The organism is Yersinia rohdei ATCC 43380 (assembly GCF_000173775.1).
Lineage (GTDB): Bacteria > Pseudomonadota > Gammaproteobacteria > Enterobacterales > Enterobacteriaceae > Yersinia > Yersinia rohdei.
On sequence record NZ_ACCD01000009.1, the window covers coordinates 91,110 to 112,959 of the forward strand.

Consider the following 21,850-nt stretch of genomic DNA (forward strand, 5'->3'; position numbering starts at 1 on the left):
TTTTCATTTTCCCATATAGTGATGATTCATGCCTAGTTCCCCTTCTAAGCGGCTTGAGGACTTGAGTCTGGTCCAGCGCGAGCGGCTGGCCTACATCGATTTTCGGCTCTACTTCTTCGGTGAGATCGGTCGCCCAGATCTGATTGAACGCTTCGGTGTAGCTCCGGCAGGGGCGACACGCGATTTGGCTTTGTACCGGGAAATCGCGCCGCATAACATCACCTTCGATGGTAGCAACAAGATCTATCGCATCGGGCAGGAGTTCTCCCCGTTGTTCAAGCACGCATCGCAGCGCGTTCTGTCGGCGCTGGCTCTCGGCTTTGGCGATGGCGTGAACGGTCCAATGCAGGCACTGCTACCATGCGAATCCCCCGCGGCCCTAAGCATTCCCAAGATGGATGTGTTAGCCACGATTTGCCGAGGAATCCACGCTAAGCGACCCGTCGCCATCCGCTACCACTCGATGAGCAGCGGCGAGTCCAAGCGGGTAATTGTGCCCTTTGCTTTGGTTGATACCGGCCTGCGCTGGCACGTCCGAGCCTTTGATCGCAAGAGTAGAGAGTTTCGGGATTTCATCGTCACCCGCATCGAAGAACCAACATTGCTCGACGAGGAGCCACAGGCCAACGAACGACAGGATAACGACATCCAGTGGACGCGCATCGTCGAGCTGGATTTTGTGCCGCACCCGAGCGTTGAGCGGCCCGATATTATCAAGATGGACTACGGGATGACAGATGGTTCGATCAGGATGCGCGTTCGCGCGGCGGTGGTGGGCTATATGTTGCAGCACTGGCGGGTGGACTGCTCACCCGATCATTGCCTTCGTGGACCGGAGTACCGGTTATGGCTCAAAGATCATCTCGCAATTTACGGCGTAAAAAATGCCTTACTGGCACCAGGCTATAGCGCCACTAAGAAGGCTGACTATTAATGGAACTGATCGACAATATCAACCGCCTGCTCGGAGACGACCTGAAGCAGACGCTCAAACCTGGCGCTCGCCTGAAGATCGCCGCCTCCTGCTTTTCGATGTACGCGTTCGAAGCGCTCAAAGCAGAGCTGGAAAAAATCGACGAGCTGCAATTCATCTTTACCTCGCCGACGTTTACCGCTAACGAGGTTACCGACAAGATTCGCAAGGAACGCAAAGAATTCCACATACCGAAGGCTGACCGCGAACGGAGCTTGTACGGGAGTGAGTTCGAAATTCAGCTGCGTAACAAACTGACCCAGCGCGCAATTGCAAAAGAGTGCGCGAACTGGATGCGGCGCAAGGCAACATTCAAGTCCAATCGCAGCAAGGCACCGATGCAGCAGTTTACTTGCATTCAGGCTGCTTCCGCAGATACTGCCTACATGCCACTGCACGGCTTTACCGCCGTCGATCTCGGCTACCAGCAGGGCAACGCTGTCTCCAACTTCGTCAACAGGATGGACGAGCCGACGTTTACGGCGATCTACCTCGGTCTGTTTAACCAGATCTGGCAAGACCCCGAGAAGCTGGAGGATGTAACGGCGCAGATCTGCGACCACATTGCGTCCGTCTACCAGGAAAACTCGCCCGAGAGCATCTACTTCCTGATGCTCTACAATATCTTCAATGAGTTTCTGGACGACATCAACGAGGATGTCCTGCCGAACGACCGCACGGGCTATCAAGACACGCTCATCTGGAACAAACTCTTCAATTACCAGAAAGATGCTGCCACCGGGATCATCAACAAACTTGAGAACTACAGCGGCTGCATCTTGGCCGATAGCGTGGGCTTGGGCAAGACTTTCACCGCGCTGGCCGTGGTAAAGTATTACGAACTGCGCAACAAGTCAGTTCTGGTGTTATGCCCCAAGAAGCTGGCGGACAACTGGCTGAACTACAGCCGTAACCTCAAGACCAACATATTTGCTCGCGACCGGTTCAACTACGACGTGCTTTGTCATACCGACCTCAGCCGTACGAGCGGTGAGTCGTTCGGCACACCGCTGAATCGCATCAACTGGGGCAACTATGACCTCGTCGTCATCGACGAGTCGCACAACTTCCGCAACAATGACGCCTATAAGGACAAGGAAACCCGCTACCAGAAGCTGATGAACAAGGTTATCAAGGAGGGAGTGAAAACCAAGGTGCTGATGCTTTCGGCCACCCCCGTGAACAACCGCTTCAACGACCTGCGCAACCAACTGGCGCTGGCCTACGAAGGCGACTCCGAAAACCTCAGCAAGAAGCTGCGTACCGGCAAGACGGTAGAGGACATTTTCCGTGGTGCGCAGGCTAGCTTCAATGCATGGGCAAAGCTTCCATCGGAAGAGCGCACAGCGCGGGCTATCCTGGATTCGTTGGACTTCGACTTCTTCGAATTGCTCGACAGCGTCACCATCGCACGTTCGCGCAAGCATATTCAGACCTTCTACGATACCAAGGAAATCGGCCAATTCCCTGAGCGCCGCAAACCCTTGTCGTTCCACAGCCCGCTCACACAGAGAACGGATGTGATGAGCTTCAACGAAATTTTCGAGCAGCTGTCTTTACTCAAGCTCGCTGTTTACGCCCCGATCAGCTACATCCTGCCCAGTCGGCTCAAGAAGTACGAGGAGATGTATGACACTCAGGTTGCAGGGAAAGGCAAGCTTAAACAAATCGACCGTGAAAAGAGTTTGCAGGCATTGATGACGACCAACCTGCTCAAGCGCCTGGAAAGCTCGATTGAGTCTTTCCGCTTGACGCTCAAGTCCCTGCGCGCAAACCACACTAATACGCTGGCCAAGATCAGCACTTTCAATGAGACTGGCGGCATCAGTGGCATTGATAGCAGAATAAATGACCTGACCGACCAGTTAGAAAACCTCGACGTGGACGACGACCTGCCAAGCAATGGCGACAGTGAGATCGGTGGCAAGGTCAAAATCAGCCTCGCCGATATGGACTTGCCTTCTTGGGAGCACGAGCTGAAGGTCGATCTGGAAATCATTGATGCCTTGCTGACGTCGATGAACAAGATCACGGCAGCCGATGATGCCAAACTGCAGCATCTCAAGACACTGGTTCTGGAGAAGATCGCAGCACCGCTGAATCCTGGCAACAAAAAGGTGCTGATCTTCACCGCCTTCGCCGACACCGCTGACTATCTGTATGCCAATTTGGCTCCGGAATTGCTGGCCACACAGACCTTGCACAGTGCGAAAGTCACCGGCAAAGGGGCGCCGAAGAGCACGCTCAAGAAGAACTATGACTTCCAGGAACTGCTCACCCTCTTCTCGCCACACTCGAAGGAGAAAGCGATCGTGCTGCCAAATGAGGCGGCAGAGATAGATTTGTTGATCGGCACCGATTGTATCTCTGAAGGCCAGAACCTGCAGGACTGCGACTACCTCATCAACTACGACATCCACTGGAATCCCGTGCGCATCATCCAGCGCTTCGGCCGTGTGGATCGCATCGGCTCACCCAACAGCAGCATCCAACTGGTTAACTACTGGCCAGACATCTCGCTCGACGAATACATCAACCTGAAGGAACGGGTTGAGAGCCGAATGATGATTGCCGATGTCACAGCCACCGGTGACGACAATGTGCTGAGCGCCCAAGCCAACGATGTGTCTTATCGCAAAGAGCAATTGCGACGTTTGCAAGAGGAAGTGATTGAGCTGGAAGACCTGAAAACCGGAGTGTCGATTACTGATCTCGGGCTCAATGACTTCCGAATGGACTTGCTCAACTATGTGAAGGTCAATGGCGAATTGAGCAACGTGCCAAGCGGGATGCACGCCGTAGTGCCTGCCAAGCCGGAGATGGGCCTACGCCCGGGTGTGATCTTCACGCTACGCAACCGGAATCCAAGCGTCAACGTCAGTCAGCACAACCGCCTGCACCCTTATTACCTCGTCTATATTAATCGCGAGGGGGAAGTCATTCACGATCACACCGAAGTCAAACGTTTGCTGGATCTGGTTCGCACCTGCTGCAAGGGACAAGCCCAGCCTATTACAGATGCCTGTCTCCTGTTCAATAAGGAAACGGCCGATGGCCGCAAGATGCAGATGTATTCGGACCTGCTTGGCAAGGCCATCCGCTCAATGATCGAGGTGAAGGAAGAGAAGGATCTGGACAGCCTCTTCTGCAGCGGAAAGACCACCGCGTTGGTCAATACTATCGTCGGACTGGACGACTTCGAACTGATTACCTTCATCGTGATTCAGGAGGCCGGATGAGTCAGTCTGCGCGATTTGAGTCGAATACCGCGTTCATCAACTATCCGAAGCAGGCTGTCTTTGGTCGTACCCTGCCAAAGAATAAGATCTACGAACACAGCGGCGCCAATACAAGACTGAAGGATTTGTTCGTCGAGCAGGTGGAGCAAATCGTCTGGCAATACAAGTTGGCTCCGGAAACGATCAACCTGCCCGCCAGGCCGGGAGTACCAGAGCTTCAGATTTTCTCAATCCAGCTCAAGACATCGGAGCTGAATCTGGACGTTTTGCGTTGCATCGATGGCGCGGTGCAGTTTCCCATCATCTTCGAGCTGAGCTTTGATGGCCGAACAAAGGTGATCGCTGCATACAAACGACCGAATGAGTCAGACGCCAGCCGTTGGGTCATGAGTGACTACTTTACGACAGGCTGGTTGCCGAGTGACTGTGAGCGCGCCGCCATGCCTTTAGCACTCGACCTGGGCGGCTTGTATGAGCAGACGCTTCACCGCCTAATCCCCACGCCTGCGCGCCCACAAGAAAGTCTCGCTGACTTGGTCGTACGCGTCGAACTGGTTGAAGCCAAGCAGCGTGAGGTTGAGAAAGCTGCCAGTAGACTTGCCAAAGAAAAGCAATTCAACCGCAAAGTAGAGATCAACGCGCATTTGCGGCAGCTTAAAAAAGAACTTGAAGAATTGACCGGGAGTGAGAGTGCATGACACAGAGCTTGAATGATGAGTCAAGGATACACATCGAGCAGATCGCTGGTGAAGCGTTGGCGCAACTCGAAAGCATCGCTGAAACCGCTAGGGGCAAGCTGCACGATGGGCGGATATTGGGCTCAGAAGCGTTGGCAAGCATCAACACAATGACGTCCAGTTCAGCCATTCAAAGGCTGGGTCACATCAGTCAGGTGAACCGCGAAAGCTATCGGGTACTGGTGGCGGAGCCTGCCATCGCTCGTGTTGTGGTGGTCGATGAAGAGGGAGAGGAAAAACCTTCTACATCTGCCGCACGACGCCGGTATCGGGCTTTCCTAATTTGGCCAGCTACCGTGCGCCGATTGGACGCTTGGCCTCGTTGGCAATTGGCGCCGAGTTCACGCTTCCCAACGGAACCGTCGTCGAGGTTCTTGAGCGGGCCCAGCTTCGGCCCAATGCGCTTGCCGATGGGTGGGACTCTCGCGACACCGTCGTTGAAGCCGAGCATTTTGGACCGTTCACCATTGAGTCGCTGCGTGCGCTGCTGACCGAGGTTGCGGGAGAAGAAGTCACCGAAGACATTCTTGGCCAATTGCTGGCCGAGGAGTCAGTCAAGGCCAACATCATCGACGGTGTTCGCCGCAGCGTCATCACCAAGATGGGACTGCGTGATCAGCCTATCCTCGATCAATATCAAGATGAGATTTTCCGTCGCCCTATCGACAATCGTCTTTTGATCCTGGGCCCGCCAGGTACAGGCAAGACGACCACCCTGATCCGCCGCCTCGGCCAAAAACTCGACACCGCCTACCTGGATGAAGATGAACAACGTCTGGTTGAAACAATCGCTTCAGCCCAAGGCATTGCGCACGCCAACAGCTGGCTGATGTTTACGCCCACGGAATTGCTCAAGCAGTACCTCAAGGAGGCTTTTGCGCGTGAAGGTGTTCCCGCCTCGGATCAGCGCATCAGAACGTGGCAAGACTATCGACGCGAGCTGGCCCGAAACGCATTCGGCGTCCTCAGAACGGCTTCAGGTGGAGGTACCTTCGTCCTGAAAGACGGACTGGCCAGCCTGACCGACTCCGCACTAGAGCGCCCCATTCAATGGTTTGACGATTTCGATGCATGGCAGCGCAAGACCTACGTGCAGGAGTTGCGTGAAGCTGCAACCCAGCTCCACGATGCCAAAAATCCCGAAGTCCTAAGTCTCGGTGCACACCTGCAAGACATCTTGTCGCGGGCAGCCGATGGCGCGCTGGTTGCAATGTTTGGCTCGCTGGCGGTGGAGATTGCCAAAGTACAGATGCTCGTCAGCAGTCTCAAGGAAGGCTCTGACGCCAAGATCAAAGCCGCACTCAACCTGCAGCTCAACCGCAACCGAGTTTTTCTGGATGAGTTGGCCCGCGTGATCGACAGCCTCCAACAAGCGCAAGCGACTGAAGCTGACGACCAGGACGACCCGGATGCCGATGAAGAAGAAGACACCACAGCATCCCGCACAGGTCGTACCGCCGCGCTCAATTCCTACATGCAAGCGGTACGCGCCCAAGCCCGGGCAGCAGCATCCAAGCGCACAGTCAGCAAAACCTCTCGCAATGGCAAAATCATCGAGTGGTTAGGGGAGCGTGGTCTGACAGAAGCGGATCGCGTTGAGGTGGGTGCAAGCCTTCTGGTGCAGGCCAGTGCACGCCGCTTCGTTAATCCGGTCAAACGCTACCTCGAGGGCATCCCGAAGCGCTACCGTGCATTCAGGCGCGAACGCCAACCGACAAACACCTGGTATCGCCACGAAGGCTTTGAGGCGCGCGACATCCACCCCCTGGAGTTGGACATCGTACTGCTTGCGATCTTGCGCGCCGCAGGCGACCTGCTCAGTCGGCCCAACGTTCAGCGCGACATTGATAGCCCCGCCTGGTCATCGCTCCAGCCCATTCTGGGGCATTACTGCAACCAGATCCTGGTGGATGAAGCCACTGACTTCTCGCCCATTCAGCTTGCGAGCATGGCGTCGCTGGCGCATCCACGACTGCGCTCATTCTTTGCCTGTGGTGACTTTAATCAGCGTCTGACCACCTGGGGCGCACGCTCTGTCGACGATTTGAATTGGGTCTTTGCGGATTTCGACATCAAGGAGATCACGGTATCCTACCGGCAGAGCAAGCAACTGAACGATCTGGCTCGCGACATGATCCGCGCCGTCGGTGGCCCCGAGCAAAACGCCAGCTTGCCTGCGCATATGGACAGCATAGGCGTTGCGCCAGCCTTGCTGGAGCACGCGACCAACACAGAAACCATTGTCGGTTGGCTGGCGGATCGCATTCGCGAGATTGAGCGCTTTGTCGGCCAGTTGCCATCCACCGCCATTTTTGTGAGCACCGAGGATGACGTTGCTCCGCTGGCCGAAGCACTCAACACAGCCTTGGCGGAGCACAACATTCAGGTCATCGCCTGCCGAGAAGGCAAGGCTGTGGGGCAGGAAAGCAACGTGCGCGTATTCGACATCCAGCACATCAAAGGCCTGGAGTTCGAGGCGGTGTTCTTTGTCAGCATTGACCAGCTCGCCACGCTGCATCCGGCGCTATTCGACAAATACCTGTACGTCGGCACTACCCGGGCGGCCACCTACTTGGGTGTGACCTGCCAGGGCTGCTTGCCCTCCGCCATCGAAAGTCTGCGCCCGCACTTTTGCCAGGACTGGCAACAAGGCGACTGAACCTACAAATACGAATTCGAATTGTGAGTCGCTATGCCTTTTCCATAAAAAGCATAGCGACCAGAGGAAAAGAACATGGAAAAGCTAAAAATGCATTCACCCAATCTCACGCAAGACAACATCGCCCGCCTTCGTGATCTGTTTCCAGGCTGCGTCACTGAAGCCAAGGGCGAAGACGGCAGTGTGAAACTGGCGGTGGATTTTGACCAGCTACGGCAGGAATTAGCCGAGTCGATTGTGGAGGGTCCACAGGAACGCTACCACCTGAACTGGCCAGGCAAGCGCGAGGCACTGCTCACAGCCAACGCACCGATTGCCAAGACGCTACGCCCCTTCCGCGATGAAAGCGTGGACTTCGACACCACGAAGAACTTGTTCATCGAAGGCGATAACCTCGATGCGCTTAAGTTGCTGCAGGAGACCTATCTTGGCAAGGTCAAGATGATCTACATCGACCCGCCGTACAATACAGGGCGCGACTTCATCTATGACGACGACTACAGCGCAGATGTCGAGGGTTACCAATTGGCCTCTGGCCAGGTGAATCAAACCGGCGGAAAACTTGTGGCTAACACTGAAGCCAATGGGCGCTATCATTCTGACTGGCTAAGCATGATCTACGCACGTCTTCGATTGGCTCGTAATCTGCTGAAGGATGATGGCGTCATTTTTATGTCTATCGACGATAACGAGGTGGACAACCTGCGCAAAGTAGCTAGCGAAGTATTTGGTGATGAGAACTTCGTTGCGCAAGTTATATGGCAGAAAGTTTTCTCTCCAAAGAACAGCGCACGATGGTTCTCGGAAGATCACGACTACGTTCTGGTTTATGCGAAGAATGGCGACAGTTGGAGCCCCAATCTTCTGCCACAAACTGACGACATGATTGCTAGGTACAAGAATCCTGACAATGATCCTCGTGGCGTCTGGCAATCCGACAACCTTACCGCGCGCAACAGATACGATGCAGGACTCTATTCCGTTAAGTGCCCCTCTGGCCGCGTTATCGAAGGGCCACCGAAGGGAAGCTATTGGAGAGTGAGCGAATCAAATTTCAAGAAGCTTGATGTGGATAATCGAATTTGGTGGGGTGCTGATGGTGACAACATGCCCCGCCTAAAGCGATTTTTAACTGAAGTCAAACAAGGTAAAACACCACAAACCCTTTGGTTTTACAAAGAGGTGGGCCATACGCAGGATGCGAAAAAGACGTTGCTTAAATATGTTCAATTCGAAGAGACGGAAAATGTTCTTAACTCAGTAAAACCAGTTGAGCTACTGCAGAGAATCCTGCAACTTGCGACGAGCCCAAGTAGTGACGACATTGTTTTGGACTTCTTTAGCGGAAGCGCTACGACAGCCCATGCCGTTATCAAACAAAACGCCGAGGACGGCGGCAATCGACGATTCATTGCCGTTCAGATTGCCGAGCCACTCCCTACGCCGGAACCGGCAATGGCCTCGATATTTGAAATGGGTTTGAAGCGGGTGCGCAATGTAGCAATGGAGCTGCGTCAGCAATCCAGCACGAGCCAGCTGGATCTAGGCTTCAGAGTGCTGAAGATCGAGTCTTCCAACATGGCCGACGTTTATTACTCGCCTGACGCGCTTGACAATGCCAAGTTCGATCTCTTCGTTGACAACATCAAGCCCGACCGCACACCTGAGGATCTGCTGTTCCAAGTAATGCTGGATTGGGGTGTCGATCTGGCGTTGCCCATTGCCAAGCAGTCCATTCAAGGTAAGGACGTGTTCTTTGTCGATGGGAATGTGCTTGCCGCCTGCTTCGACGCCAGTGGCAGCATTGACGAAGCCTTTGTGAAGGAACTGGCCAAGCGTCAGCCACTGCGTGTGGTGTTCCGCGACGCGGGCTACAAGAACAGCGCGGTCAAGATCAACGTTGAGCAGATTTTCAAGCTCTTGTCGCCCGTCACCGAAGTGAAATGTATCTAAGGGGGCGTGCGATGAAGCTTAAATTCAAACATCAGCCCTATCAGGCTGCCGCCGTGCAGGCGGTCGTAGATATTTTTCAGGGGCAGCCACCGGCCTCTAATGCAGCCATGAGCTATCGCCTTGACCCTGGTAATACCAAAAACGGCATGGGTGATCTGTTTGCGCTAGATACCGGTTTTAAAAATGCTGAGCTAACCCTCAGTGAGGATACCTTACGGGAGAACATCCAACTGGCCCAGCGTCAGCAAAACCTGCCGTTGTCGAAGGACTTGGTTAAGACTGAGGTCGCCAAGTTAAATCTTGATATCGAGATGGAAACAGGTACGGGCAAGACCTACTGCTACATCAAAACAATCTTCGAGCTGAACAAACAGTACGGCTGGAGCAAGTTCGTCATAGTGGTACCGAGCATTGCTATCCGCGAAGGCGTGGTCAAGTCGTTGGAAATCACGGCTGAGCACTTTCAGGAGACCTACCACAAGAAGGCGCGTTTCTTTATTTACAACTCTAAGCAGCTACACCATCTTGAGAGTTTTTCTTCCGATGCCGGTATCAATGTCATGGTGATCAACGTACAAGCGTTTAACGCCACCGGCAAAGATAATCGCCGCATCTACGAAGCGCTCGATGATTTTCAGTCACGTCGCCCGATCGATGTGATCAGCGCAAACCGGCCCATCTTGATCCTCGATGAGCCACAGCGGATGGAGGGGAGCAAGACGCTGGATTCCCTCGCAAATTTCAAACCGCTGATGGTGTTGCGCTATTCCGCTACCCACAAGACCACACACAACAAGATCCACCGCCTGGATGCGCTTGATGCCTACAACCAGAAGCTGGTGAAGAAGATTGAGGTGCGCGGGATCTCGGTGAAGGGACTGGCGGGAACCAATGCCTATTTCTATTTACAAGCCATCGAAATCTCAAACAAAAAACCGCCAGTCGCGGTTGTGGAGTTCGAACAGAAACTCAGCGGTGGCAACATCAAGCGCGTCACCCGCAAGCTGGGCAAAGGTGACAATCTGTTTGTGCTATCGAACGAGCTGGATCAATACCGCGATGGGTTTGTGGTATCGGACATAAATGCCAATACGGACACCTTGAGCTTTACCAATGGCGAAGAGCTGACGGTGGGTGATGCGACTGGTGATATTTCCGAGATAGCGCTGCGCCGTATTCAGATCCGTGAGACGATCAAGGCGCACTTTGACAAGGAGATGGAGCTCTTCGATAAAGGGGTGAAGGTTCTCTCGTTATTCTTTATCGACGAAGTAGCCAGGTACCGGGACTACTCCGCTGCCGATGAAAAGGGAGAGTACGCAAAAATATTTGAAGAGGAGTACGCTAAGCACCTTCAAGAAGTGTTTGATAATGGGTTTATGGAGGGGGATGCCCCTTATGCTAAATATCTACGCCGCATTGCGGTCGATAAGACGCATAGCGGCTACTTTTCCATCGACAAGAAGAGCAAGCGCCTCACCGATCCCAAAGCCGCTGCGCGCGGTGAAAATGCGGGCTTGTCGGATGACGTAGATGCTTATGATCTGATCCTCAAAGACAAGGAACGGTTATTATCACTAGCTGAGCCGGTGCGTTTTATCTTCTCACACTCGGCCTTGCGTGAGGGCTGGGATAACCCAAATGTGTTTGTTATCTGCACACTCAAGCATAGTGATAACACCATTTCACGCCGCCAAGAGGTCGGGCGCGGCCTGCGTTTGTCCGTCAATCAAAATGGTGATCGCATGGATCACCCGTCCATTGTTCATGACATTAACGTACTGACAGTTGTGGCCAGCGAAAGTTACAAGGACTTCGTGACCGCCTTGCAGAAGGACATTAGCGAGTCCTTGTCAGCTCGTCCGCGTGTGGCGGACAAAGCCTACTTCACGGGCAAGATGCTGAACACGAAGGAAGGCCCAATTACGGTATCAGACGACCAGGCTACGGACATCGAGTTTTATCTGATCCAGAACGGCTACGTCGATAAGAAGCGCAATATCACGGAGAAGTACCACCAAGCTAAGAAAGACGGCACGCTGGAGGCATTACCGGACGAGCTGCAGTCCTATGCAGAGCAGGTATTCCAGCTGATTGATAGCGTTTTCAGCGAAAGCCAACTCATGCAGGTAGAAGATGGACGCAAGCCCAAAAGACTGCAGACCAACGCCAACTTTGAAAAGCAGGAGTTCAAGGCGCTGTGGGGGCGAATCAATCGCAAAGCTACCTACAGCGTACTGTTTGATGATGTTGAGCTAGTGAACAATGCGATCAAGGCGCTCAATGATAAGAATGCTGGGTTACGAGTAACGCCATTACAATACACCATTCACCGTGGCGAGCAGGCTGATACGGCAACTTACGATGACCTCAAAAAGGGTAACGCCTTCGAGCTGAAAGTTACCGAAACAGAATCGCACAACGCCTCCATCCACTCCGCTGTACAGTACGATCTGATTGGCAAGTTATCAGAGGGAACTTTGCTTACAAGACGAACCGTTGCCGAAATTCTTAAAGGCCTCAATGCTGACGTCTTCGCACAATTCAAGAGCAACCCGGAAAGCTTCATTGCCGAAGCCATTCGCTTGGTCAACGAACAAAAGGCCAATGTCATCATCGAGCATCTGGCTTATGACACGCTAGAAGACAAGTTTGATTTGGACATCTTTACCACAGGACAGAGCAAACAGGATCTCAGTAAGGCTGGGAGTAAATTGCAAAATCACATTTATGACTATGTACTTACCGACTCCGCAATTGAGCGCAAGTTCGTCGAAGAGTTGGATACCAGCAAGGATGTGGTGGTATATGCCAAGTTGCCACGTGGTTTTCTGATCCCAACCCCTGTCGGCGATTACAACCCCGACTGGGCCATTTCCTTCAAAGAAGGCTCGGTCAAGCATGTGTATTTCGTTGCTGAGACCAAGGGCTCGATGTCGTCACTGGATTTACGGCCTATTGAAGCCACCAAAATTAAATGTGCCCGTAAGTTCTTCGATGAGATCAACAAGAAGTTTGCTCCAGAAAACGTGAAGTATGACGTAGTGGATAGTTTCGGTAAGCTGATGGAAGTGGTGAAGTAAGGCACTAAGGATTGGCCATGTGGTAGTGAGATTATGGCGTACACAAATTGCCACCTATGCACATGGCCACATCTGAGCTTTCGTCCTGCATCTCTTGTTTGCGTTTGTACTGCGGCGTTTGTTCCCATTTGAAAACGGCCGAGCAATGCTTTGAGGTAAGATACTTTAGCTGCGATTAACTTATCTGTGCGCGTGACGCAGCAGACCGAACCAGTGTCTGAGGAACATGTAGTCATCGGCAATATTCGCATGACGATGAAGGGCGGCTTAACGTTTATCTTCGGACTTGAATCCGCCTAAAACAAAAAGGAAATGAGCTAATGATCCTTAGGAATACGCGAAAAACTTGCCAAGGAACCAACCAGAATACCCAACTCCAACCGGCAAATGCGATTGTTGAGCAGGCATTGTAGTCATGGGAACTGTATCTTATCTGGTAAAAAAAACCGGGATGCTGCTAGAGCAGCGCCTCGCTATTCCGTCATACCAGCGCCCCTACAAATGGCAACAAAAACACGTCAATCAACTAATTGATGATGTGTTAACCCACCGAAATAAACAGAGCTACCGCCTTGGGACTGTGGTGTTGCACAGGGATAAATTAAAGCCAGCTTATGCAGGTGAGCTCGATATCGTTGATGGTCAGCAGCGCCTTCTGACCTTAACCTTGCTTTGCTCAGTGCTCGACCAGAGTGGTGAGTTTTCAACGCCCCTGTTGGAACAATCTTTTGCTTCAAGGGTTAGCATCAATAACCTTGAGCACAATGCCAAAGTCATTGAGAACCGCCTTGTGGGACTAAATGATAACGAACGCAAAACACTACTTCACTTCGTGTGTGACAAGTGTGAACTGATCGAAGTGACGCTCGATGATTTGAGCGAAGCCTTTCAGTTTTTCGACTCGCAAAATGCCAGGGGTAAGACCCTCGCGCCCCATGACTTGCTAAAGGCATACCATTTGCGCGAAATGATGGATGATACAGAGCAAGCGGAACGACTACACCACGTTAGCCTATGGGAGCAAGGAGTCAGTCCGGATGATGAATCCGCTAACCTTCACCTCATTATGGGCGAGTATTTGTTCCGCCTGCGCCGATGGCTGGATGGCGATTATGGCGTGCAGTTCAGCCGCCACAATCTTGAGGTGTTCAAAGGCGTCAACCTCTCCACCTCTGATTACCACTATCTGCAGTCTCTGCTCGCCCTGGATTTTGCGGTTGAGCACTACAATAATGACCCTATCAGGAAGTGGGACAAGCAGAATAAATCTTATCCGTTTCAGGTGAATCAGTTAATAATTAACGGAAAGCGCTTTTTTGAGTATATCCAGCACTACAAATCCCTGCATCACACCCTATTTGAAGGTGACAACGCGCTGCTTGGCAATTTCTTAAAAAAACATACCCGTTACGCTGGCAGTTCACGCAAAGGGGATATGTATATTAAAAATCTCTTTATGTGTGCAGTGATGGCCTATTACGATAAGTTTGGCGACAAAGAATTAATTCAAGCCGCAACAATCTGTTTTTGTTGGAGTTACTACTTGCGCTTGCAATATCAAAAAATCGGCATGGACAGTGTTGATGGTTATGCGCGTGAGCCCCGAGGACTATTGAGAGTGCTCGATAAAGCGATCCACCCACAACAAGTCCTACACTTTCAGCCAAAGCGTTGTATAAACATTCGTTTTCAAAATGCCAAACCCGTAGAAGATTCAATCGCTCAGATGCTGGGAGATGTAGATGCCGACGAATAATGATTTAGCCTTGCTGACCATCGAACAGTTATTCAGCGCTAATAGCCATTATGTTATCCCTATTTATCAGCGTAACTACGCCTGGGGCGCGCAGGAGATTGAACAGCTTATTCGGGACATTGCAGATGCTGCTGAAGCCCTTAAAAATGCAGAGCAACAGGAAGACCCGAAATACTATCTGGGCAGCTTGGTGGTATATGTCAGAGATGGCGCTGATAGCGCACACCAAGGCGTAATAGTCTATGAAACGATTGATGGACAGCAAAGGTACACAACGCTGTCGATTTTGCTCGCATACTTAAAAAAAGTTGCTTGTTGCAGCGAACAAGGTTTATCCCCGCTTCACCTTAATCTCGACTTTGACAGCCGCCCTAAATCAGCCCAAACGCTAAATAACCTGTTTCAACAGGCTCAGAGCAATGATCCTGAAGAACCCTCAATCCGAGCGGCGTTTACTATTATTGAACGCTACTTTGAGAAAGAGAATATCGACACCAACAACTTTTGCCGATATCTACTCCAGCGCGTCACTATTTTGCGGGTTCCGGTGCCAACAGAGACTGATCTCAACCACTACTTTGAGATCATGAATAACCGTGGTGAACAGCTAGAAAAACACGAAGTGTTGAAAGCGAATTTGATGTCAGTTTACAACGGTGATACTGCCGCAAGAAACGGCTTTTCTGCCATATGGGATGCCTGCGCTGATATGAACCGATATGTGCAATTGGGCTTTAGCCCAGAGACTCGCAAAGCATTATTTGGTGAACAGTGGCTAGGATTCCCTGCCGATTTTGAGGCGATCAAATGTGCTATAGAAACTAATCCTGATACACACGAAAAGCCGACGCTACGGGAAATTATCGAAAGGCGACGCTTTCATCACACTGATGACAACGATGAAAAAGCAAAAGAGCAGCGTTTTGATTCGATTATCGATTTCTCCAACTTCCTACTGCATGTGCTAAAAGTGACAGTGGATAATGACGTGTCTTTGGACGATAAAAAGCTACTTCAGGCATTTGAAATCATAAAAAATGACCGAAAAAAAATCACCCAGTTTGCTTTTAAATTACTGAAGTTTAGGGTCTTGTTTGACCGCTATATCATTAAGCGCGATCAGGCTGAGAAGTGGAGCCTGCTGACGCTTGAGTACTATGTCAGAGACAGGAATTCGAGCTTTAGCTATAACAACTCTTTCGATCAAGATGAACTGTCTGGTGTAAATAAACAACTAGCGATGATCTTGTCGATGTTCCATGTCTCCCACCCTGCCTATGTTTACAAGCGATGGCTCAATCGCTCGCTGGCCATTTTGAATACTCTGGCTTTGGATCAACTGAACGTTGACGGAGCGGCTTACCTCAGAGAGCTTGAGCAACTCAGCCATGAGTTTTTGGCTGAGATTTGTGGTGAAAAGGAGCAATTCGATTCAGAGGCTCTGCACCGCGGTACCAGCGTACAGAACTTTGTGTTTAATCTGCTCGACTATCGTTTGTGGCGTGATCTTACTACGGGCCAGTCATTCGATGGTAAAGGGCTTAATAATCCAGATATTAAGAAACACTTTGATGGCTTCCAGTTTTCGCCGAGCCGAACATCGGTTGAGCACTACTTTCCTCAAACCGATCCCTCTGGCGCAAACAAAATGGGGGATGATGTCCATCGTTTCGGTAACCTCTGCCTGATCTCACCAAGCAGCAACTCGAGACTTAGTAATTATTCGCCGGCAGACAAGAAAAAATTCTACGTCGAAACAGAGCGAGCAGAGAGCTTAAAACAAGCAATCATGATGAGCTATGAGGAATGGGGACCGGAGGGACAAGGCTTTAAAAACATAGCAAGCCATGAATACGCGATGCTGACGTTGCTCAGGAGACATTGAATGCCCTCCACCACTATAACGTATCTCTTCTATGAGATTCAGGGGCTGGTTACATCCGGCAGCAGTGCCTATGACGCAATGAACACCATGGAAAACAGGAAAAAGCCGACCGGGAGATAATAGTGATGCAATGTGATGTTAATTCACGATTAGAATACGCCACATCACCCTGAAAAAACCGTGTGGCCGGGATCGGCCCTCTGAGCAAAGGACTGGTGAGCACATTGTTAAGTTTAAAGATTTTACGCAAAGCAGTTTCCAGGCTGATATTTCGCCTGCTGGCGGACAAACCTCTGCCCACGAAAACCCCTGGCGAAAAACTGCATATTCTTCTGCTTCGCTGGGATGCAAAATTGGGCGACTCCATCGTATCTTCTTTCTTTTTTCGCGAATCACGTAAGCTCAATGCACGATTGACTGTACTTACGGTTAACGAGTTAGCTGAAATGCATACCAACACCTTCGGTGTGGATGAAGTCATCGTTACGAATCCGCATCCAGGGCTTGGTGAACTACGCAGATTGGTGAACCAACTAAGTAATGTCGATGTCGTTGTTCATCTGGTTGGACGACTGCAACCTGCCGAAATCGTTTTTATGCGGTTACTCCGCCCGGCGAGTCTCTATTCCCTTGATGATTCACTGCGCTGTGTGAATCGTAAAATGGGTTTTGCTGCAAACACGCTCAATATCGTGGAGCAGTACAAATATATTCTGCAGGATCTGGGCGCGAAAGTGATCGACACCCAGTACATTGTGCCGTTGCCTGCTGAGCTCCCGCCTGCAGCACTTTCCCCCCAAATACTTTTTAATCCTTATGCCAGCCGAAGAGACAAGGGGCTATCCCCTTCCCGTGCAACCGCAGCTCTACAAGCTATCACCGACGAGTTTCCCGGCCATTCCGTGGGAATTCTTTGCAGCCCTTCAACGCTGCACAGCGCACAGCATCTGGAAAACGCAGTTGCACGCGATAATGTGGCAGTCTTGCACGACGGGCTAACGCCCGAAAAGGTTGCAGGCTATATTCGCCGCGCGCAGGCAGTTGTTAGTGTGGATACTGCCATTGTGCATATGGCTGTTGGCCTGAAAGCGAAGCTGGTGGCGATCTACCCGTTGATTGCAGGTCAACACAACCCATGGCTGCCGCCTCGCTCACCTTTTACACAAGTGATCTACAGCGAACAACAGCCAGACACACTCCGTCGTACGGGCAAAAAAAATATGGATGCTTTTTCGCTAACGTCATTAATGAACGCATTGCAGACTCTCTTAACGCTGCCAGCAGAAGCGAAAAACAGCATGTCGCTTAACGCCAGAATCATCCCAGGGTTAGGGGTAGCGACGGGCACGCTGGCGCGACAACTGCCCTTAATCTGTGAAAAATTTCCTGAAGTTGCTGGCTGTTATGCCGGGACGATCAACCTTGAATTCAGCGTTCCTGTCGCAGTCGTGCAGCCCGATCACCGTACCGCGCCGCTGGCCTGGACTCCCAGTGGACGCACCACCGAGATATTCGATCTACTGCGCATTGAACTTGAATTCAGCCATTTAACTGAACGCATCCCCGCATGGCTGTATATTGCCCACAGCTCGCCACACCGCCGGACGCCGACCATTCACGAAGCAATCGCGCCGCGTATTAACCTCAATGGCGCCACGCACTGTCGACTCCACTTACCCGCTGAGGCTATCGTACTAGGCGAAAGCGGTACTCAGGCAACGGAAGCTATCAATTTGTCACTTTCATCAACCCAGTAATCCGCATTCGCCTCAATATGCAAAAACAGTTTTGCCAGCAGCGAGCCACCCGCCAGGAATTCAGCCACGGTTTCTCTCCGGGCTTCGGTACGCCGGAAATAGGTGTTGTAAAGTTTGAGAATGGTCACGTCGTTAATCAAAAATGCCCCGACGGCAATATCGGTGCGACGCATCACCTCGCAACCAGCAAAGTTGTAAAGAGGACGGTATCCGGGATCGATGACCTCCCCGCCAATCGGGATGGCAGCATCGGCAGCCTGGGCAATGATATTTTTGATTCTCCCAGGATTACCCCAAGCGTGATTCTCGCTCTCAAGCCCTATAGCTAAGGCTTGCGCAAGTATGGGGTTTCCCGGCAGGGACGCGAAAATACACTCGCTATACCAGTGCAATTTATGGCTCAGCCCTGTCGGAAATAACTCAACACTCGGATCTCTAAACAGCAACGTATCCGCATCCAACCATGCCCCGCCCCAGCGATGTACAAACGCCATGCGAATGAAATCGCTCTTCGCCACAATAGCTTCAATGCCGTTCGCCAGCGTAAAGCTCAGCGGTTCAAAAGCCCAAGCTTTATTCATGATGTCAGCATCGATGTGCTCGCTTACCGTTCGCGGCGTAAGCAGAAGAAAACGATCGCCCAGAGCTCTGCGCATAGAAACCAGTGCTAGGGCAACATAAGCCGGCATGGTCTGACCCGGTGCGTTTTCCCAGTAACTGACGTAATGGATAGTGTCGGACGTCATTTCACCAGCACCTTACCTTTCGCACACAACAGCCCATTTTGCATCAGATATGTTCTGAGCATCACCAGTGATGGCGCGCATGCAGGCTGAGCCAAAAACTCATTATTTAACGCTGATTTATAAAGATTAAGCCAGGTAAGCACCGGCACATTTGGCAGGAAAGCCGGTAAACTACCCCGGTTGTCTTCGCCAAATAGCAGACGCAACGCACGCAGAATGGGCTGATAGCCCGGAGCAGAGAGCAGTTGCGCGACGTTTTCATCCAAATGCTGCTTTACGCTCACGCTGTTCAGCCGATCCTCCACCGACGCATCAGTTAATGCCACCCGGGGATCTAGCGCCACTGGGTAAATGGCACGAAATGACCGGGCGCCGTTACACAGCGATTCATACAACACTTTGTCCGCCGTTGCCCCAGTCACCAGCACGTCATCTCCGAAAATGACATGCACGCCGCTCCAGCGGTAAAAATTCTCCGCTGGAATCACATGATCCTGCACAAGATTGACCCGATCGCGCTCGGCCTGACTAAGGCTAGCGTAATTTTCACACGGCGGCGCAATCCTGGGCAGTTTAACGTTGATAATGGTGGGCAATCCTTTATGCGCCAACGTGAGATTAATTTCCTCAACCACGATATCGTAGAGCACATTGGCCGTGGAAGGCACATTACGCCAGCCCGTGGTCATCATCACAACACTCTCTCCCTCCTCTTTGGCCTGGCAAAACAACCCTGACCATGAAGAAGAGGTGTCATCCAGTTCTGCGGCAAGATAGTCGATAACGCACCGTGCCAGATAGCGTATCTCGCTCACTCCGCCATATTTCGCACGGCTATAAATGCCCGCCAATGTTGTAGCGTCAGCACCTGTGCGCATATCGCAAAATGATCCAGTCGCATTCGGCGTCAGATAATGCAGCGCCTTACCACCAAAAATAGCGACGTAATCGGACATGTCGATCAAACCGCGCGCCAGCAAATCGGTCGCGAACGCGCGAAAACCGGATTTAACATCCTGCGCATTGATCTTTGCACTGGCCTGGCGAAACATTGCCAACTGGGTTGCGAGCGGTTCGTTGTGCAACGTGTTCCACGCAAGTGAATGCGGAGTTTTTAGTCCATTCATGGTGAAGATCCTTAGCGAGACACTGGCACAGTGTGAAATTGAAGGTCATCCAACAGAACATCAATACGTTGACGCTGCTGATAATAGCTGATGGATTGAAGCCCTAATGGCCTAAGTGCCTCCATCAACTCGGCGATCCCCGTTCCGGCATCACGAGGATCATGCGCATCGGATCCGATGGTCAATGGAACATTGTTCCTCAGTAATTTCTCCAGCAAAGCGCGGGAAGGATAGGACCATCTTCCTGCAATTTCTTTACCCGTCGTAGGATTAAGGCTGGATTTTCGCAGGCCCGAAGCATTCAGTTCATATGCAATACCGCTGCGTACGAGCGGCGCAATCAACGGTTCAAAGCGACGCAAAAACACATCCTCTGGGATTGCGCGCAGTAGTGTGTCAGCGTGCCCAATCGCATCAAACAACCGGCTTTCCAGCAACGCTTCAAGCTGAGCAAAGTACTTATCCAGAAAGGAGTCTGCCGCTAACCGGGGCAGTTCCCAGACCTTCACCATCGGCTCATCGGCAACAGTGACGTAGTGAATTGAACCGATGACAAAATCCATTGGATAGCGGGCAAGTAATTGCCGGTTATAACGCTCAGTACCCGGCATATAATCGAGTTCCAGACCGCGTAGCAGCGTGATCTCTCCTTTATAGGCCTGCTGCGCCTTATCAATATCGGTGAAATAGCTCTCCAGTTCCGATTCCAGCAAACGGTTCTGCGCATCCACCGGGAACGGAGCATGATCAGTGATGGTGAGTACCGTCACCCCCGCAGCAATCGAGGCACAAACAAGTTCGTCGATGGTACCTACAGCATGTTTCGAGTAGAACGAGTGGCAGTGCGAATCAATCATGCTGCCTTCCATTGTTCAAGCAACCCGGAATGCTTCCCCATCTCTTTGACCAGCCAGTAAGGATTATTGGCGGTCGCGATGATCGCGCGAAGCTGCGGGGTGTCATCCAGCCGCGCCAGCAGTTCGGTTAACGGCTGGGTATATAACGCGCGCGACAAGGGATTCTCCCGCACATGGCTCGCCAGATGATGCCAGTCGATCGCATCAGAATGGATATTTGCAACACGCTCGGTCTCAATACCGTACAGAAACACATCGCCGTTGGGTTTAATTGTCACGTCCATGCCATTGGGCTGGGGTGCACGGTTCAGGCTGCCAAAGGTAAAAGGTTTATCCACTTTGGACTCAATCGCGGCAATATATCCCTGTAAGTCCAGATAACCCTCCGGCGTATCTCTTGCCGGATGAACCAGATTTTTGTAGTCGATGTTAAACGTGTCCGCACCTATTAATAATTTGTCTTCCAGTACGCTGACTGGCTTTATGCTGGCGTTAATTCCCCATGAGGCCAGTTCACTCACCAGATATTCGCGAGTGAAGGCCCGATCGATATCAATTGAGCGAAATGAAAAACTGAGCGATGACGGTTTTTTGCGCTGAACATAATCCAGGCTAAATCCATGTGCACGCCATTTTACTTTTTCAATATGGTGGCTATCTGAACTCAGGCGAATATTACAGGTATCACCATTGGCGGAGACAAGACGATTAATCTCATCAAAGATCTTTTCCATCTTCTCATGGCGAAAAAAACCACTGGTAATAAACTCAAAGCTGTTGCCCCCTCGGGACAACGCCAGTAAGTCATAAAAGGTATGAATGTTATTGAGCGGTTCACCTTCACCACTCACGGAAATACGCTTTACAGATGGATCATTAATGAGCGCCGACAGGTTGTCACGAGCCTGCGTTGACAGCACCATACTCTTACCCGTTACGTGCTTATCCGCATACATGCAGAACGCACAGCCGATGCCGCAGATCTGGGTGATATCCACATAAAGCAAATGACCATGTAAATCCATATATAATATTCCGTCATATTTTTGAAAAAAATTCAATTTGGTACAAATCAAAC

13 protein-coding genes are annotated in these 21,850 nt (G+C 51.5%); 9 read left to right on the forward strand and 4 right to left on the reverse strand.

The window, feature by feature from the left end:
* Window positions 1-61: 61 nt before the first annotated feature.
* The 9 genes from YROHD0001_RS0117820 to YROHD0001_RS09590 all read left to right on the forward strand — a co-directional run bounded on the left by YROHD0001_RS0117820 (window position 62) and on the right by YROHD0001_RS09590 (window position 18,042).
* Window positions 62-934 carry a helix-turn-helix transcriptional regulator gene (locus YROHD0001_RS0117820; protein WP_487237202.1) on the forward strand — a complete coding sequence of 291 codons (873 nt, stop codon included), beginning with the start codon at window positions 62-64 and terminating at the stop codon, window positions 932-934.
* The gene (locus tag YROHD0001_RS09620; RefSeq protein WP_004714540.1) at window positions 934-4,212 is read left to right on the forward strand and encodes a helicase-related protein; all 3,279 of its coding nucleotides are present in this window, start codon (window positions 934-936) and stop codon (window positions 4,210-4,212) included. Before YROHD0001_RS0117820 ends, YROHD0001_RS09620 begins: the two co-directional genes overlap by 1 nt.
* Complete coding sequence (locus YROHD0001_RS0117825) at window positions 4,209-4,910, forward strand: DUF4391 domain-containing protein (protein WP_032816796.1); 702 nt, start codon at window positions 4,209-4,211, stop codon at window positions 4,908-4,910. The genes YROHD0001_RS09620 and YROHD0001_RS0117825 overlap by 4 nt, the downstream gene beginning before the upstream one ends.
* A gap of 322 nt (window positions 4,911-5,232) precedes the next feature.
* Window positions 5,233-7,608 carry an ATP-binding domain-containing protein gene (locus YROHD0001_RS20725; protein ID WP_004714542.1) on the forward strand — a complete coding sequence of 792 codons (2,376 nt, stop codon included), beginning with the start codon at window positions 5,233-5,235 and terminating at the stop codon, window positions 7,606-7,608.
* 75 nt (window positions 7,609-7,683) lie between these two features.
* The gene (locus tag YROHD0001_RS09610) at window positions 7,684-9,561 is read left to right on the forward strand and encodes a site-specific DNA-methyltransferase (RefSeq protein ID WP_004714543.1); all 1,878 of its coding nucleotides are present in this window, start codon (window positions 7,684-7,686) and stop codon (window positions 9,559-9,561) included.
* An 11-nt stretch (window positions 9,562-9,572) separates the two neighbouring features.
* On the forward strand, window positions 9,573-12,644 hold the full coding sequence (locus tag YROHD0001_RS09605) for a type III restriction-modification system endonuclease (protein ID WP_004714544.1): 3,072 nt from the start codon (window positions 9,573-9,575) through the stop codon (window positions 12,642-12,644).
* 415 nt (window positions 12,645-13,059) lie between these two features.
* Complete coding sequence (locus YROHD0001_RS09600; protein WP_004714545.1) at window positions 13,060-14,400, forward strand: DUF262 domain-containing protein; 1,341 nt, start codon at window positions 13,060-13,062, stop codon at window positions 14,398-14,400.
* Window positions 14,387-16,285: a GmrSD restriction endonuclease domain-containing protein gene (locus tag YROHD0001_RS09595; RefSeq protein ID WP_032816799.1), complete on the forward strand. Its 1,899-nt coding sequence runs from the start codon at window positions 14,387-14,389 to the stop codon at window positions 16,283-16,285. The genes YROHD0001_RS09600 and YROHD0001_RS09595 overlap by 14 nt, the downstream gene beginning before the upstream one ends.
* A gap of 215 nt (window positions 16,286-16,500) precedes the next feature.
* The gene (locus YROHD0001_RS09590; RefSeq protein WP_235427885.1) at window positions 16,501-18,042 is read left to right on the forward strand and encodes a glycosyltransferase family 9 protein; all 1,542 of its coding nucleotides are present in this window, start codon (window positions 16,501-16,503) and stop codon (window positions 18,040-18,042) included.
* On the opposite strand, the gene YROHD0001_RS0117830 is transcribed toward YROHD0001_RS09590, so the two are convergent.
* From YROHD0001_RS0117830 to YROHD0001_RS09575, 4 genes are read right to left on the reverse strand one after another with little or no spacing between them, the layout of a single operon-like run.
* Window positions 17,997-18,788, reverse strand: coding sequence for a glycosyltransferase family 32 protein (locus YROHD0001_RS0117830; protein ID WP_032816801.1), 792 nt, complete (start codon window positions 18,786-18,788; stop codon window positions 17,997-17,999). The two genes, YROHD0001_RS09590 and YROHD0001_RS0117830, sit on opposite strands and share 46 nt — an antisense overlap.
* Window positions 18,785-19,915 carry a hypothetical protein gene (locus tag YROHD0001_RS09585; protein WP_032816803.1) on the reverse strand — a complete coding sequence of 377 codons (1,131 nt, stop codon included), beginning with the start codon at window positions 19,913-19,915 and terminating at the stop codon, window positions 18,785-18,787. Before YROHD0001_RS09585 ends, YROHD0001_RS0117830 begins: the two co-directional genes overlap by 4 nt.
* Before the next feature lie 11 nt (window positions 19,916-19,926).
* Entirely contained in the window at window positions 19,927-20,772 is an 846-nt protein-coding gene (locus YROHD0001_RS09580; RefSeq protein WP_032816805.1) for a histidinol-phosphatase, read from the reverse strand.
* The gene (locus tag YROHD0001_RS09575) at window positions 20,769-21,797 is read right to left on the reverse strand and encodes a radical SAM family protein (RefSeq protein WP_004714550.1); all 1,029 of its coding nucleotides are present in this window, start codon (window positions 21,795-21,797) and stop codon (window positions 20,769-20,771) included. The genes YROHD0001_RS09580 and YROHD0001_RS09575 overlap by 4 nt, the downstream gene beginning before the upstream one ends.
* Window positions 21,798-21,850 lie beyond the last annotated feature (53 nt).

Bases quoted from the DNA above. Each gene is read 5' to 3' on its own strand.
- YROHD0001_RS09620 (WP_004714540.1), top strand. From the start codon at position 934: ATGGAACTGATCGACAATATCAACCGCCTGCTCGGAGACGACCTGAAG.
- YROHD0001_RS09605 (WP_004714544.1), top strand. From the start codon at position 9,573: ATGAAGCTTAAATTCAAACATCAGCCCTATCAGGCTGCCGCCGTGCAG.
- YROHD0001_RS09610 (WP_004714543.1), top strand. From the start codon at position 7,684: ATGGAAAAGCTAAAAATGCATTCACCCAATCTCACGCAAGACAACATC.
- YROHD0001_RS09575 (WP_004714550.1), bottom strand. From the start codon at position 21,797: ATGGATTTACATGGTCATTTGCTTTATGTGGATATCACCCAGATCTGC.
- YROHD0001_RS0117825 (WP_032816796.1), top strand. From the start codon at position 4,209: ATGAGTCAGTCTGCGCGATTTGAGTCGAATACCGCGTTCATCAACTAT.
- YROHD0001_RS09595 (WP_032816799.1), top strand. From the start codon at position 14,387: ATGCCGACGAATAATGATTTAGCCTTGCTGACCATCGAACAGTTATTC.
- YROHD0001_RS0117830 (WP_032816801.1), bottom strand. From the start codon at position 18,788: ATGACGTCCGACACTATCCATTACGTCAGTTACTGGGAAAACGCACCG.
- YROHD0001_RS09585 (WP_032816803.1), bottom strand. From the start codon at position 19,915: ATGAATGGACTAAAAACTCCGCATTCACTTGCGTGGAACACGTTGCAC.
- YROHD0001_RS09580 (WP_032816805.1), bottom strand. From the start codon at position 20,772: ATGATTGATTCGCACTGCCACTCGTTCTACTCGAAACATGCTGTAGGT.
- YROHD0001_RS09600 (WP_004714545.1), top strand. From the start codon at position 13,060: ATGGGAACTGTATCTTATCTGGTAAAAAAAACCGGGATGCTGCTAGAG.